This window comes from Alteromonas confluentis (assembly GCF_001757105.1).
Taxonomy (GTDB): Bacteria; Pseudomonadota; Gammaproteobacteria; order Enterobacterales; family Alteromonadaceae; genus Alteromonas; species Alteromonas confluentis.
Genome location: NZ_MDHN01000025.1, coordinates 22,581 through 37,175, shown reverse-complemented (window position 1 = coordinate 37,175; position 14,595 = coordinate 22,581). Strand labels below are relative to the sequence as shown.

Below are 14,595 nucleotides of genomic sequence, written 5' to 3'. Positions count from 1 at the left end.
CACTTTTCGTGACATCAAAGAGTGTGCAATGAACGACTTAGGTCTAACATACATTGCGAAAAAACCTATACGAAGGTATTGTGTCTTACTAATCATCGACCGACCTGCCTTTATCTCTTATGTCGGAAATAGAAATAAAATTTGTGACGCGCGAAAGCGCGTTACCTGCATTTATCGACAACGTTCTGCCCGTATTTGAACGCGCTGGTTATTCCGTTAACCGCGAAGCAGAAATGCGCTTACAGAACGATTACTACGATACTGCGGAACATATTTTCCAAACTGCAAAAATGGGTTTTCGTGTTCGTGGCTTCGACGATAAGTTCGAACAAACCATGAAAACTCAGGGCAAAATCAGCGGCGGGCTGCACCAACGTGCCGAGTACAACGTTGATTTAGAAACCGCTGAACCTGATTTGCGCCTCTTCCCCAAAGACGTATGGCCTGATGACTGGCAGGTAGAAACCGTTAATCAAGACTTACAGCGTCAATTCAGTACTAACTTTGTTAGAACCACGTTCAATGTGGCGTGGCAGGATGCTCTGGTTGAAATTGTTGTCGACGAAGGGGAAGCCATTACCGGTAAAAACAGTTCGCCCATTCGAGAAATTGAACTGGAACTGAAAAAGGGCCAGGTTGCAGACTTGTTCACCCTGAGTCAGCTTATCGTTGAGAACATGCCGGTACGTTTGAGTGATGTGTCGAAAGCCGCGCAGGGGTATCAACTCCTTAATGGCTTGTCGCCAGTGATTTCTCCTATGCAAGGCTACCTTGCACTCAATCACGGCACCTCTACCGAAGACGCGTTCTGTAAGGCCATTCAACTGGCGCTGTCGCACTGGCAAAAGCACGAGCACTTGTTCTATGAAACGGGCTCAGTAAAAATGCTGGGTGAAATTGTAAAGAGTATTCGTCTGCTGCTACAAACCGTCACCCTTTATCTTCCTGTGCTGCAATGCCCGCAACTGATGTCGGTTCACCAATTACTCACACGATACGTTCAAGGCTGGTTGTGGCAAGATGATCTACAAAGCCTGCGCTATTTGTTGTCGAAGAAAAGTTTGTTTAATAAATGCCTAAGCCGTTATCCGGCATTGCTTAGCTACTTACAAGGCAGAAAAGCAGGATTGATTCATGCGCATCACCCTGAAGAATTGTTACTGAACAAACAGACTAACCGACTTAAATTACTGCTTTCGCAAATATTGCACGAAAAGCCCTGGCGCGACCATTCCAGAGCCTACGATGTACCGGTAATGGAACACGCCCAAGGGTGGCTGGCACAGGGTTGGCAAACGGTGCAGCAAACCATGCCTGCTGCGCGTACCATGACTCCCGAAAATTATCTGGCAATTGGCGTGCTACTTAGACAAACTTTGTGGAACGGGTTTCTGTTGGCTGATTTGTTCGATGACGACAGGCATCATTTCCGTGCGCCGTGGCTCGATATCTTAACCGGTATTGATGAACTCAAAGCGCTAATGATGCTAAAAGCTATGTCTCAGGAATCTGAGCTTGACGATGTGACCGACGTATTCACCTGGATTGATGAGAAGATTGTCAGTCTGATGAGTGTAATGGAAAGAACCCGACAAGCGGGTATGCAAGGCGATATTTACTGGTAATCCAGTTGCTGAAGAGGACGTGAGGGAAAACACCTATGTTGCATCGCTACACCCTTTTGGTTTTGTTTCTGCTTTATGCGGTACTACTGTTCCAGTTTTTCCGTGAAAAACAGCGTGTGGCTGGCGCAAACTGGGTAGCGGCAGCAATGGCCGTGTGGCCCCTCATTCTGGTTGATGAAATTATTCGAGCCTTCGGCTTGCCGCTGGCGGCCGCGTCCTCGTTACTGGTTTTTGTGCCTTTGCTCTGTCTTACTTTGCTTTATCGCAGTGTAAAATTGCTGGTTATTGATAATCCTCGTCCATCCAAACCTTTGTTATGGGTGCCTGTGGGGATTACGGTACTTGCTCAGATACCACTTTGGTTTGTGAGTACCAGTGAAAAAGCCACGTGGCTACAGGCTTCTCCCGTGGGGCATCCCCTCGAAAACTGGGCGCTGTATCTCGCCTACATGGTAACCGGATTCGGCATGCTGGTGATGGGCATCGTGATCACAGAAATGATTCAGAATTACCATCGTTACTTATCCTGCCAAGTGGTTGATGTAAGAGAATACAAAGTGCGTTGGCTTGGTGGTGCTATGGGAATTAGTGTCGGGCTAGGCTTTTGTTGTGTGTTGCTGGTAACCGCCGGTGCGTTCGGCTTCTTTAATATTACGTTCTGGCAGTCCTTGTTTAATCTGCTGTTTGCGATTGCCATGCTGCAGACATTTATTGCAGTTATCCGCCCGCAACATACCTCTCCCTCTCCACTGGATTATCATCGTCTGGCAGAACTCAAGGCGCAACAATGCGTGATGCGTGAAGCCTTAGTTAAAGCTGAACAAGCCATGTCGTCGGTAGAAGCGTATAAAAAGCCCGGCTTACAACTTAAAGCATTTGCACAACAGTGCAACGCAGACCCAACCACCATGGTTATTGCATTACGCTTGCTGGAAAAGCGGGACTTCAGAAGTTTCGTGTATCAATACCGCCTCGCTTACGCGAAAAGTGAGTTGCTCAGTCAAGACAGCCAATTGGCGGCTACAGCGAAACGACTTGGTATTCACTCCGAGCAATTTCTCAGTGGTGCAATGATGAATCACATCCGCAAACAGGGTTGAACAAAGAGGTTAGGTTGCTCTTTCGTATTGACCGCGCAGGCAGATGGGCACTAACCAAAATGACGGTGTAGTACTGCGCCGGTAAACGACGTGCGTAAGTAAAAGCCCCGAGGGCGAGTACGAATGCGCTCTCCATCTGCGTTCATGGCATCGGTGAGTACATTGCCGCTAGCCGCTTTAGGGCGAATATGCAGCGCTTGCCCCAGTCGCGCGGTGATTTTTTCAACATCACCTAGCACAATCATCTCAGTTAACTCTTCCCAATCACGTTGCAAAATAGCATCTTCCTGTTCGTTAGGTTGCCAGAAAAAAGCCGTGGCGACGCGACGGTCAGCCAGCGGGATACTGCGATCGCCTTCTAGCGGCACCCACAACACTTGCTGCAATTTATTGCGGACATTCGATGTTTGCCAGGTAATGCCCGGCTTGCTTAACAAAGGCGCATAGCAAACGTACGTTGTTTCCAGCGGATTAAACTGTTGATCAATGGGTATGGTTTTTAGTTCAACGCCCAGTTCAGGAAAGTCCTGTTGCGGCTTTGAGCCCGCTGTTGCGCCGAGCCATTTTTCAATAAGCATACCCGGCCAGCCCTTGTGGCGCTGAAGGTTCGCCGGAATCGCTAACTGCGCCATGGCGGCCAACTCGCCCAGCGTCACCCCGGCAATTTGATAACTGCGGTCCAGTAATTCCTGTGGGCTGGATGGTGCGGTTTCAGGCGGTTGCAAGGCGCTCTCCTCGGAATATTCGATGAATATGGATTAATGCTTTGAAAGGGCTATAGTTTATGGAAGAATGCGTAAATAGAAAAGTTTATCGTGCCCGGGAGTCTATGTGATAGATGCCGACGGATTCCGTGCGAATGTGGGCATAGTGATTTGCAACAAAATGGGTCAGGTGTTTTGGGCAAGGCGTTATGGTCAGCATTCATGGCAGTTTCCACAAGGCGGAATTGATGAAGGGGAAACTGCAGAGCAAGCTATGTATAGGGAGTTGCACGAAGAAGTAGGGTTAACAAAAAAAGATGTCACTATCTTAGGAGTTACCCGCAACTGGTTGCGCTACAAACTGCCGAAGCGTTTAATTCGCCAAGGGAGCTCGCCTGTATGTATCGGACAAAAACAGAAGTGGTTTTTACTGCAACTGGATTGTCACGAAAAAGATGTCAACGTACTTAAAACCGGTCATCCCGAGTTTGACGACTGGCGTTGGGTTAGTTACTGGTATCCCATTCGCAATGTGGTGTCTTTCAAACGTGATGTTTACCGGAAAGTGATGAAAGAATTTGCTGGCGTTGCGATGCCTGTTGTACAGCGTTCAGCACAAAACCCCTCAAATAAGCGACATCGTAAGCGTAGGCGAAACGGCTAAACAGGAGAACATCTTCGTGGCTGGAACCGGGAACATACTCACCACGTTAAAGCGCATTGTTCAGGAAATGAACCAGATCCCAGACCTGGATCAGGCTTTGTTTCGCCTTGCGTCCCGGGTTAAGCAAACCATGGCGGTGGATTCCTGTTCCATTTATTTGGCAGATTACGACCAACAAGATTTTATTCTAAAGGCCACAGATGGTCTGCACCCTGATGCCGTTGAACTGGTGCGGATTGGTTTCTCTGAAGGCCTTATCGGCTTAGTGGGCCAGCGGGAAGAGCCGCTGAACATCGAAAATGCCCACAAACACCCCCGTTTCAAACACTACCCGGAAGTAAAAGAAGAAAACTATAACGCTTTTCTTGGTACGCCTATTATCCATCAGCGCAAAGTGCTGGGTGTTATTACCATGCAGCAGAAAGCGATGCGTCGATTCAGTGAAGACGAAGAAGCGTTTCTGGTTACCTTGGCTACGCAACTTGCATTGGAAATCACCAACGCTGATATCCGCGGTGCACTTAGCTATTCATCGAATCAGGAATCGATGCCGCGTCAGAAAAACGTAAGGGGTATCGCAGGTTCCACCGGTTTGGCCATTGGTACAGGGTATTCTACCGACAGCAGTATTTCACTGCGAAACTGGGTGGTAAAACGCTGCAACGATCAAGAACTTGAGATCCGTTTGTATCGCCGGGGCGTTGAATTAACCCGTAAACATGTCGATGACTTATCGGGGCGACTCGATGAAGGCATACCTGATGACGTGAAATCGATTTTTCAGTTGTACCACCATTTGCTCGACGCCAACAGCTTAGGCCGGGAAGTGGAAGCGAAAATTCGAGAAGGGTGGGACGCGGCTTCATCATTAAAAATGGTTGTTGAAGATTACGCTGCGCGCTTTCAAAGTATGGAAGATCCGTACATGCAAGAGCGGGCCATCGATATCATCGATTTGTCTAACCGTATCTTGCTCAATATTCTTTACGATAACAAAGGCAAGGGGCCTTCTGCCGCTGACATCAAAGCCGACAGTATTCTGGTAGCAGAAGAAGTTAGCGCAACCATGCTGGCCGAGTTTCCACGGGCTTACCTGAATGGCATTATCTCTATTCGGGGGTCGAACAACTCTCACGCAGCTATTCTTGCCCGCGCGATGGGCGTACCCGCCGTCATGGGTTGTCAGAACGTGTCGCCTGCGCTGCTGAATGGCAAAGAAATTCTTCTCGATGGGTATTCTGGTGAAGTGATCATTTCGCCCGAAAAGAGTATCCGCAACGAGTTTGTTCAACTTATTGAAGAAGAGAAAACCCTCTCGCAGCGTATCGATGCCGAAGCCGATCAAGAGTGCTTAACCCATGATAAATGTCGCATGGCACTTTACGTGAATGCGGGGCTATCGGCAGAAATTGAAGCGACCCAGTTTGTGAATGCAGATGGCATCGGACTTTATCGCACAGAGATCCCTTTCATGTTGCGTGAGCGTTTTCCGTCAGAGCAGGAACAGGTGGAACTGTATCGTCAAATCCTGCTCGCGTCGCCTGAACAACCCATCACCATGCGTACACTCGATGTTGGCGGCGATAAGCCGCTACCGTACTTTCCAATTAACGAGGAAAACCCCTTCTTAGGTTGGCGTGGCATTCGTCTTACCCTGGATCATCCGGAAATTTTTCTGGTGCAGGTACGGGCGATGTTGCGGGCAAGTATTGGCCTGACTAATTTACAAATAATGCTACCCATGATTTCGTCGGTGACAGAGGTTAAAGAAGCCAAGCGTCTTATCGATCAGGCTTTCTTTGAAATAAAAGACGAAGTGAAAGACATGGACGTGCTGTTGGAAAAGCCCAGGTTGGGTATCATGCTTGAAGTACCTTCGGTACTTTATCAGCTGCCACAGCTTGCGAAACAGGTCGATTTTTTCTCGGTAGGCAGTAACGATTTAACCCAATATCTTCTGGCGGTAGACAGAAACAACACCCGTGTTGCTTCACTGTATAACAGCTATCACCCAGCGGTGTTAAGTGCATTGTTTGATATCGTTAAGCAAGCGGATGCGAACCATGTTCCGGTAACGGTGTGCGGCGAGATCGCCGGCGAGCCCGGTGGCGCAATTTTGCTCATGGGAATGGGTTACCGCAAGCTCAGTATGAATGCCCACAATCTGCGCAAAATTAACTGGGTGATTCGTAATGTATCGCTGGAAGAGTCGCGACAACTGCTGATGAAAGCGCTCACTGCCCACACTCATGAAGAAGTCTTCAGTCATATCAATCATTATCTGGAACATCGGGGACTTGGCGGCCTGGTGCGCGCCGGATCATAATGTTGTTTGTCGTTTTCGCTTCATACCTGTAACCCCTTTCCGGTGTATTCTATGATACGCTACGCGCCTCACGTAAATGGACGTATTCATGGACCCCTTTTTAATTATTTTTATGTGTTGCCTGGCGCTGGGGCTACTTGTTGGTTTGCTAGCAGGAATGCTCGGCATAGGCGGCGGCCTGATCATTGTGCCTTGTTTGTCGTATCTGATGGTGCATTTTCTAGGGATAAGCACTGACATAGTGATGCCAATGGCGGTAGCAACCTCGTTGTCGACTATTATTTTCACCGGTTTATCGTCGGTTATGGCGCATAAAAAGCTAGGGAATTTAGATCGCCATATTGTGGTCTACAGTGGAATTGGTATTGCTTTTGGCGCGGTAGCTGGCGCTTTCGTTGCCAGTGCCATTTCAGGCCATTTACTGAAAAACATTTTTGCTGTGCTGGTAATGCTGGTGGCTGCGCAGATGATTTTCGGTAAACGGGAAGCCTCCCGCCATGAAGCTTCTAAACCCACGCTGATTGCTGTTGGGTCTGGAGTGGGCGGCATTAGTGCGCTAATGGGCATTGGTGGCGGCGCGCTGTTAGTGCCCGCATTGGTTTGGTTTCGTGTGGGCGTGCGACAAGCCATTGGTTGCGCTGCATTCAGTGGATTAGTGGTGGCGTTATTTGGCACCGCAAGCTTTATATTCACGGGTGCTGAAGTTCCTGGCTTACCAGAAAAAGCCATTGGTTACGTGTACTGGCCGGCAACCTTAGGCATTGTGTGTACATCGGTATTCACCGCGAACCTCGGCGCCCGCCTGGGACAGCGGATGAACACTCAGTTATTGAAAAAGATCCTCGCAGGACTGCTTGTACTGGTGAGTATCAGAATGATTGTAGGAATTGAATAAGCATGGCAGAAAGCAGTTATTTTGTCTTTCCAAATATAGACCCGATTATTTTTAGTATCGGGCCGCTCAGTGTGCGCTGGTACGGCATGATGTACCTTGTCGGCTTCATCGCCGCTTATATGTTAGCGCAGAAACGCTTGTCACAGACTACCTGGACCCGTGAACAGCTCAGCGATTTGTTATTTTGGGGCTTCGTGGGTGTGATCCTTGGCGGCCGCATAGGTTACGTGCTGTTCTACCAGTTTAATATGTTCATTGAAGATCCCACCTATTTGTTCCGGATATGGACCGGTGGGATGTCTTTCCACGGCGGTTTGTTAGGTGTGCTAGTGGCCTTAGCCTGGCAGGCCAAACGTATGAACGCCACCTTCCTGCAAATTGGCGACTTTGTCGCGCCGCTTGTTCCTATTGGCTTAGGTGCGGGGCGTATTGGTAACTTTCTGAATGCCGAATTGTGGGGCCGAACCACAGATGTGCCCTGGGCCATCATTTTCCCTGGTGCCGGTGAGCATCCTCGCCATCCTTCTCAGCTTTACGAGTTTGCGCTGGAAGGTGTATTGTTGTTTATTATCTTGTGGTTATATTCAGCCAGACCAAGACCTACCGGCGCCGTCGGCGGGTTGTTTTTACTCGGTTACGGATGTTTCCGTTTCATTGTTGAATATTTCCGCGAACCCGACCAGCATATCGGGCTCTACTCCGTTGGCTTGAGCCAGGGGCAATTACTCTGTATACCCATGATCATGCTAGGCGCTGGCCTCATGGTGTGGGCATATCTACGTAAATCACCCGAACCAACAATAAAAAACAGTGATAAGAAATCGGCATGAAAGAATATTTAAAACTCATGCGCCACGTAAGAGACGAAGGCGTTAAAAAGGAAGACCGCACAGGTACAGGCACCCTGAGTGTATTTGGCTATCAAATGCGTTTCGATCTGGCGAAAGGCTTTCCATTAGTTACAACCAAAAAATGTCATCTGAAATCCATCATTCATGAGTTGCTGTGGTTTTTGAAAGGCGAAACAAACATTCGCTACCTGAAAGAAAACGGTGTATCAATTTGGGACGAGTGGGCTACCGATGAAGGTGAACTTGGTCCGGTTTACGGCCACCAATGGCGAAGCTGGGATGCCGGTGACGGCACCACCATCGATCAAATCAAAGATGTGGTTGAGCAAATTAAAACCAACCCTGATTCACGCCGCCTTATCGTTAGTGCCTGGAATCCAGCGGTCTTGCCAGACACTACCGTGTCACCAAAAGAAAATGCTGCGAATGGCCGTCAGGCGCTGCCGCCTTGCCACACCATGTTCCAGTTTTATGTATTAAACGGAAAACTTTCCTGTCAGCTCTATCAGCGCAGTGGCGATGTATTTTTAGGCGTGCCGTTTAATATTGCCAGCTATGCGTTGCTTACTTTGATGGTCGCGCAGGTTTGTGACCTTGAGCCTGGTGAATTTATTCATACCCTTGGCGATGCCCATTTGTACTCCAATCATCTGGAGCAAACCGAAACGCAACTTGCTCGCGAGCCTTTCCCTAGCCCAACAATGCGTATTAATTCTGAAGTGAAAGACTTGTTTGCTTTCACTTTTGAAGATTTCGAGCTGCAAAATTACCAGTCTCACCCGCATATTAAAGCGCCGGTAGCGATATAGCAGGAGCTGCACATGACCACGCCAGTACTGATCTGTGACGATTCATCTTTTGCCCGCAAGCAGATGGCCCGCTCTATTCCCGATGGATGGGATGTGGAGCTGTCATTTGCCGCTAATGGCAAGGAGGCTATTGAAGCTATTCGTGCTGGCAAAGCCGACGTCATGTTCCTTGACCTCAATATGCCGATAATGGATGGCTACGAAACCATGAAAGTGATTCGTGAACAGGATCTGCCTTGTCTGGTTATTGTGGTATCGGGTGATGTGCAAGAAGAAGCCCGGGAACGGATGATGGCGTTAGGGGCGATTGAATTTATTCGTAAGCCCATGGATAACGCCAAGCTAATGACACTGTTAACCCAGTATGGCTTATATTCTGGCGAAGCGTCGGCGGCTGGGCGTATTGCTGCGGTAGAGAAAACAACGCGCAACACGGCTGACGAACAACTCGACGCATACCGCGAGCTGGTGAATGTGGCGATGGGGCGGGCAGGAGAAAACTTAGCCAGGTTACTGGGCGAGTTTATCGACTTACCTATTCCAAACGTCAATGTTATTGAAGCCACCGAGCTACACATGGCAATCGCCGAAGCCCATCAAAACAATCGTGTATCGGCTGTGTCGAAAGGCTTCACCAGCGCAGGCATTAAAGGTGAAGCGCTGGTCATATTCAGTGACACTAAAATGGAAAACATTGTTAAGCTGTTAAACTACGGTGAGCACGCCAGCAATGAGGATTATCAGCTTGAAGCATTGATGGATGTGTCTAACATTCTCACCGGCGCATGCCTGAACGCCTTGTCTGATCAGCTAAATGTTTCTTTTAGTCATAGCCATCCTATTCTTCTGGGTCAGCATAGTGGCGTGACGACAATTTTAAATAATCACGCCAGTCGATGGGGCAAGCTCATGGCCATTGAAATTGCTTATGCCATTAAGACACGCGATATCAGTTTCGATTTATTGCTGTTGTTCCCCGAACAATCCATGAATAAGATTTATACCCGCCTGGTGGAAGAGGAATTTGTAGCATGATCAATGACGATATAATGCAAATGCATTGGCAACATGATCTGCTTAGTTCTATCGAAGTTGGCATTGTGGTGATGGACAAGCACTTCAACGTTGAAGTGTGGAATCAGTTTATGGAAAACCACGCAGACCTTCGCCCTAGTGAAGTCATTGGTAAATCGCTGTTTTCTTTGTTTCCCGAAATCGAAGAAAGCTGGCTGCGAGGTAAAGCCGAGCCGGTATTTAATCTGCGCACGCCGGTTTTTATCATTTGGGAGCAGCGGCCCTATCTATTTCAGTTTGGCACTAATCGACCCATTACGTCCGATGCTACCTATATGTTTCAGAACGTCACCATGTTTCCGCTCTCGTCGCCCACTGGAGAAATCAATAAGCTTTGTATGTTGGTTTATGATGTAACCGACCAGGCACTGGGCAAGTTACGCGTTGAAAGGCTGAACGACGAATTGCAGCAGATGAGTTGTGTTGATGGGCTCACTGGCTTATATAACCGTCGCTACTGGCAAGAGCGCTTTGACAGTCACTTCAAATTACAGCGTCGCAGAGACAATACGTCGACTGCTATGATGCTGGATATTGATCACTTTAAGAATATTAATGACACCTATGGTCACCAGGCTGGCGATGAGGTGATTAAAACCCTCGCGCGCGTGATTCAGAAAAGTGTGCGTGAAACTGATCTCGCAGGGCGTTATGGCGGTGAGGAGTTCGCTATTATTCTGGTGGATTCAAATCAGCAAAATGCGGCAAAAGTGGCAGATCGCATTCGCAGGCTGGCAGAAGCCATGATGGTAGAACATGAAGGCCAGCAAATTAAATTTACTGTAAGTGTTGGCCTGAGTGAGTATCGCCCAGACATAAAAAGTAATATGGCGTGGCTTGAACAGGCCGATCAGGCGCTGTATTTGTCAAAGCACAGCGGCCGAAATTGTGTCAGCACCTGGGATATGGTGGGGGCAGATTCTGCGCCTAATCCTGAACAAGCAAAAGCCTGAGCATACTTTTGAGTTCTTGGTAGGCAACTGGCTTAACCAGGTGATAACGTATGCCTGCGGCAAACGCTCTTTGCGCATCAGCCGGGTAGGCACTGGCGGTCACCGAAACCAGCTTTGATTGACACCCTCGCTCTTTCAATAGCGTTGCCACTTCGAAGCCTGAGATATCAGGCAAATGCAGGTCTAGCAGTATCGCATCGTAATTTTTCTCTATCGCTTTATGCAGTGCCGTTTCACCATCGGCCGCGATGCTTACATCGTACCCCATGTTTTCCAGCATATCGCACAAGATCTCAGCATTAATGGACTCATCTTCAACAACCAGCACCGAGAAATCACCGGAGGGGGGGGCATGTAACGACTTATTAGAAGCGAGCGCTTTGATCGCATCGGTAAAGCGATTTTTGTCGATGGGCTTCACAAATACCTGCCAGGCCGTGGCATCAGAATTGGCGATCACATTGGCGATGTGCGGAGAGGCCGATACCATCATTACCGGAGGCATATTCTTGCCCATAATGGCTTGTAGGTATGTGATGAGTTCTACGCCATTTATACCCGGCATGAAATAGTCTGTAATGATGCCGCTGTAACTTTTTACCTTCTCCTGATTTGCCAATAAATCGGCGCCAGATTTGTAGGTATCAACGGCAAACCCTTCTGCTTCAATCATGCTTTGTATGTAGATGCGGGTTATTTCCTGATCATCCACCACCGCAAAACGATTAGAAAATTGATCATTGGTGAGTGCTTCTGGTTGATGCTTAGCTGATTCTAAAGGCACCGTTAAAGTAAACTCAGAGCCGCTTTGCAATGCACTCGATACGGTTATGCTTCCGCCCGCCTTCGCTAATAACTTTCTCGCTGTATAGAGGCCGGTACCTGCTCCGCTAAAGGAATAGGCAGGATCATAGCTGGTAGTAAACCGTTCGAATATGCGTTCCAACTCGTCTTCATGAATCCCGATCCCGGTATCGACAACACGAATGATGATAACGCGAGCGCCGTCGACGATTGCCATCCGATTGTATACCGACACCATGCCGTGGGGCGTAAATTTAATGGCATTGTCTAAAACGCTTTTAAGCGCTTTGACTAACAGCTCAGGATAGCCATGAACGAGATAAGGTAGACTACTGTCGTTGACTATCTGGTGATTTAGATTTTTCTTCTGACAGTTGTACAAGAATTCACTGTAAGCATCGTCGAGTGCTCTTACAAGTATGAAGTCTTCCGCTTTCGCTGTGACAGAGGTATCGCCAGACAGGCTTTCCATCAGGTTACTGCTCAGCGATAAAAGTGTATAACAGGCATTTTCCGCTTTCTGTAGCAAGGCAGCCTGACGGTTCTTTGCATTAGGTAAGAGCTCCAGCGCACCAATGATAACGGCAATGGGCGATCTGAACTCTCTGCTCATTGCCTTAATAAACTCTTCAGTGGATGACATCATCCGGTTGGTTTGCTCGCGCTCATTTAAGATGTCGTTGCGGGTTTCCTGCACCATGGCGAACTGAGCAAGAACCAAATTCTTTAATGGTCTGAAAAGCAGAAGGATAATTAATAAGGCCAGACACGTTGTGATGAACCACACCGCTAACAGCATCATTTGGTTAAATTTGATGTCTCTGGAAAGCTGCATTTCAAACAGCTGAACGGCTCTGTCTAAATTTCTCAACATGGCCGTGGCAGCAGCGAGTGTTACAGGTTTTAGGTTTGAGCCGCGAGCAGCCGATGCACTTGCCAGGTACAAAGCATTCTCGCCGTATTGCAATGCTTTCTTGTCGAGGGCGCCCTCATCACTAAAGTATAGTTGCTCCAGTTCTTCTGATAATGGCGTAAAAACGCCTTCAAGTGGCTGCCTGCCAACCAGTATTTCGTGGTTGCGAAGAAACTCAGATGTTCTGGCAATTAGCTCATTTCTTAGTCGTTTTTGTTCAACTTCTTTGCTTTCGTCGGTGAGTAGTGTTTGCAGAAAGGCAATGCGTTGAGACAGCATGCGTTGATAACCGGCAATATTAATAATTTTCGGCTGAATTTGAGTTGCGTCAAGGTACGACTGGGTCCAGACAAAATACCCGGTCATAAGCAGCGTGATTGCGCAAGCTGCCAGCATGTAGGTTCGGCGTATTTTCTCTTTTATCGAGTCTCTGGTCAGCATAAGTCTAAAAGCAAAGAGGAGTTATAAAAGCTTAGCTCAGGGATAGAAAACTGCTAGGTCAGCTGACTAGCCTGCCTGCTGCTCAGCGCGAATAATGTACTTTTTTATTCCACGTAAAAACAACAGGCTGGGAATCACCATCAAAGCGGTAATAATAAAGAATGTTGACCAGTCGCCATTTAGTTTATCAACCAGATACCCGCTTCCTGAGGCAAGCAGATTTTTACCCGCCACGCTTAACGAGGCCATCAGCGCATACTGAGACGCCGAAAACGTGCGATTACACATAACCGATATGAAAGCGACCATAGCCACCGTACCCCAGGCGGCAGTAAAGCCGTCGACAATGATGGTGAGGGCAAATAGCGTTTTATCAGGACCGACATGGGCCATTAACGCGAACATCAGATTGCTCGAGGCCATCGCTATACCCGCAATCATTAAGCCGCGGTAAATACCATAGCGCATGGTCATTATGCCGCCCAGAATGGAGAACACAATCGTCACCCACCAGTTAAGTAGCTTAGAGTAGCCGCCGATCTCACTCTTGCTAAAACCCAGCTCTATGTAAAACTGCAGGCTCATTCTGCCGAGGAAGGCTTCGCCAATTTTAAACAGAAAAATGAATAACAGCAGTGAAAGCGCCAGGCGGACACCATTTCGTTGAAAGAACTCGCGGAAAGGCTCAGCGATTGTGACAAATAACCAGGCACCTATTTTTTGCATGCCTGTTGGGGATGCGCCTTTGGCGCCAAGTACTTTTTCGTAATAGGCCGTTGCTTGTGAAAGTTGCGCTGTGCGATCGACAATCGGTTCTTTGGCAACGAAGGTAAATAACGTGATGCCAGACATGATAGCCGCCAACAGCAAGTAAATATCGTTCCATGCCCAACCTGTCCAGTCGGCGATGAAAAAGGGCAGTGCACCTAATCCACCATAACCTGTCCACCATCCTGCAGTGGCCATAGACGAGCCTGCTGCCAACTTTTCCCGTTCATTGTTTTCGATTATGTCGATTCTGTAGGCATCTATGGCGATATCCTGCGTTGCTGAACACAGGGCAATAACCAGTCCGAATAAGGCAACATGAAACAGTGACGAGGTGGCGTGTAGTGTACTCATCAGTAAACAACTGCCAATGATGCAGAGCTGCATGGCAAGAATCCAACCCCGGCGCTGACCAAGCAATGGCACCTTCAAGCGATCTAAAAGTGGAGACCAAAGAAAATTAATGGCGTAAACCGCGAATATGCTACCAAACAAGCTGATATCGGTGCGCGACAACCCTTCGTCTTTTAACCAAGCGGTCATGACTGAGCCTATCATTACCCACGGAAAACCACTGGCGATGCCAAATACAAAAATACTGAAAAGACGTTTGTCCAGAAAGGACTGAAGAAATTGCATGATGAAAGAGTCCGTCCGATGGGATAGGT

The 14,595-nt window shown here is 48.2% G+C and carries 12 protein-coding genes; 9 read left to right on the top strand and 3 right to left on the bottom strand.

Annotation, left to right across the window (positions count from 1 at the left end):
• The first annotated feature begins 119 nt into the window (after positions 1-119).
• Positions 120-1,625 (top strand): CYTH domain-containing protein, encoded by a 1,506-nt coding sequence (locus BFC18_RS10620; RefSeq protein WP_070125538.1) that lies wholly within the window; start codon positions 120-122, stop codon positions 1,623-1,625.
• 35 nt (positions 1,626-1,660) lie between these two features.
• A complete protein-coding gene (locus BFC18_RS10615; protein ID WP_070125537.1) occupies positions 1,661-2,725 on the top strand; it encodes a hypothetical protein in 1,065 nt (354 codons plus the stop codon).
• A gap of 50 nt (positions 2,726-2,775) precedes the next feature.
• On the opposite strand, the gene mutH is transcribed toward BFC18_RS10615, so the two are convergent.
• The gene (gene mutH / locus BFC18_RS10610) at positions 2,776-3,450 is read right to left on the bottom strand and encodes a DNA mismatch repair endonuclease MutH (protein ID WP_070125536.1); all 675 of its coding nucleotides are present in this window, start codon (positions 3,448-3,450) and stop codon (positions 2,776-2,778) included.
• Between the two features lie 106 nt (positions 3,451-3,556).
• Here mutH and rppH point away from each other — a divergent pair, with 106 nt between their 5' ends.
• From rppH to BFC18_RS10575, 7 genes are all read left to right on the top strand, one after another.
• Entirely contained in the window at positions 3,557-4,093 is a 537-nt protein-coding gene (gene rppH, locus BFC18_RS10605; protein ID WP_070125535.1) for an RNA pyrophosphohydrolase, read from the top strand.
• Between the two features lie 34 nt (positions 4,094-4,127).
• Positions 4,128-6,419, top strand: coding sequence for a phosphoenolpyruvate--protein phosphotransferase (ptsP, locus tag BFC18_RS10600; RefSeq protein ID WP_070125568.1), 2,292 nt, complete (start codon positions 4,128-4,130; stop codon positions 6,417-6,419).
• Positions 6,420-6,507: 88 nt separating this feature from the next.
• The gene (locus BFC18_RS10595; protein WP_070125534.1) at positions 6,508-7,314 is read left to right on the top strand and encodes a sulfite exporter TauE/SafE family protein; all 807 of its coding nucleotides are present in this window, start codon (positions 6,508-6,510) and stop codon (positions 7,312-7,314) included.
• 2 nt (positions 7,315-7,316) lie between these two features.
• Positions 7,317-8,144, top strand: coding sequence for a prolipoprotein diacylglyceryl transferase (lgt, locus tag BFC18_RS10590; RefSeq protein WP_070125533.1), 828 nt, complete (start codon positions 7,317-7,319; stop codon positions 8,142-8,144).
• Positions 8,141-8,974 carry a thymidylate synthase gene (locus tag BFC18_RS10585; RefSeq protein WP_070125532.1) on the top strand — a complete coding sequence of 278 codons (834 nt, stop codon included), beginning with the start codon at positions 8,141-8,143 and terminating at the stop codon, positions 8,972-8,974. The genes lgt and BFC18_RS10585 overlap by 4 nt, the downstream gene beginning before the upstream one ends.
• A gap of 12 nt (positions 8,975-8,986) precedes the next feature.
• Positions 8,987-10,009 carry a response regulator gene (locus BFC18_RS10580; RefSeq protein ID WP_070125531.1) on the top strand — a complete coding sequence of 341 codons (1,023 nt, stop codon included), beginning with the start codon at positions 8,987-8,989 and terminating at the stop codon, positions 10,007-10,009.
• Complete coding sequence (locus BFC18_RS10575; RefSeq protein WP_070125530.1) at positions 10,006-11,001, top strand: GGDEF domain-containing protein; 996 nt, start codon at positions 10,006-10,008, stop codon at positions 10,999-11,001. Before BFC18_RS10580 ends, BFC18_RS10575 begins: the two co-directional genes overlap by 4 nt.
• On the opposite strand, the gene BFC18_RS10570 is transcribed toward BFC18_RS10575, so the two are convergent.
• Together BFC18_RS10570 and BFC18_RS10565 are read right to left on the bottom strand one after the other, a co-directional pair.
• Positions 10,976-13,159 carry a response regulator gene (locus tag BFC18_RS10570; protein ID WP_083273020.1) on the bottom strand — a complete coding sequence of 728 codons (2,184 nt, stop codon included), beginning with the start codon at positions 13,157-13,159 and terminating at the stop codon, positions 10,976-10,978. The genes BFC18_RS10575 and BFC18_RS10570 overlap by 26 nt on opposite strands.
• A 66-nt stretch (positions 13,160-13,225) precedes the next feature.
• Positions 13,226-14,566 (bottom strand): AmpG family muropeptide MFS transporter, encoded by a 1,341-nt coding sequence (locus BFC18_RS10565; protein ID WP_070125528.1) that lies wholly within the window; start codon positions 14,564-14,566, stop codon positions 13,226-13,228.
• Between the last annotated feature and the right edge of the window lie 29 nt (positions 14,567-14,595).

Coding starts and splice junctions, on each gene's coding strand:
- BFC18_RS10620 (WP_070125538.1), top strand. CDS start 120: ATGTCGGAAATAGAAATAAAATTTGTGACGCGCGAAAGCGCGTTACCT.
- BFC18_RS10615 (WP_070125537.1), top strand. CDS start 1,661: ATGTTGCATCGCTACACCCTTTTGGTTTTGTTTCTGCTTTATGCGGTA.
- BFC18_RS10595 (WP_070125534.1), top strand. CDS start 6,508: ATGGACCCCTTTTTAATTATTTTTATGTGTTGCCTGGCGCTGGGGCTA.
- lgt (WP_070125533.1), top strand. CDS start 7,317: ATGGCAGAAAGCAGTTATTTTGTCTTTCCAAATATAGACCCGATTATT.
- BFC18_RS10585 (WP_070125532.1), top strand. CDS start 8,141: ATGAAAGAATATTTAAAACTCATGCGCCACGTAAGAGACGAAGGCGTT.
- BFC18_RS10580 (WP_070125531.1), top strand. CDS start 8,987: ATGACCACGCCAGTACTGATCTGTGACGATTCATCTTTTGCCCGCAAG.
- BFC18_RS10575 (WP_070125530.1), top strand. CDS start 10,006: ATGATCAATGACGATATAATGCAAATGCATTGGCAACATGATCTGCTT.
- BFC18_RS10570 (WP_083273020.1), bottom strand. CDS start 13,159: ATGCTGACCAGAGACTCGATAAAAGAGAAAATACGCCGAACCTACATG.
- BFC18_RS10565 (WP_070125528.1), bottom strand. CDS start 14,566: ATGCAATTTCTTCAGTCCTTTCTGGACAAACGTCTTTTCAGTATTTTT.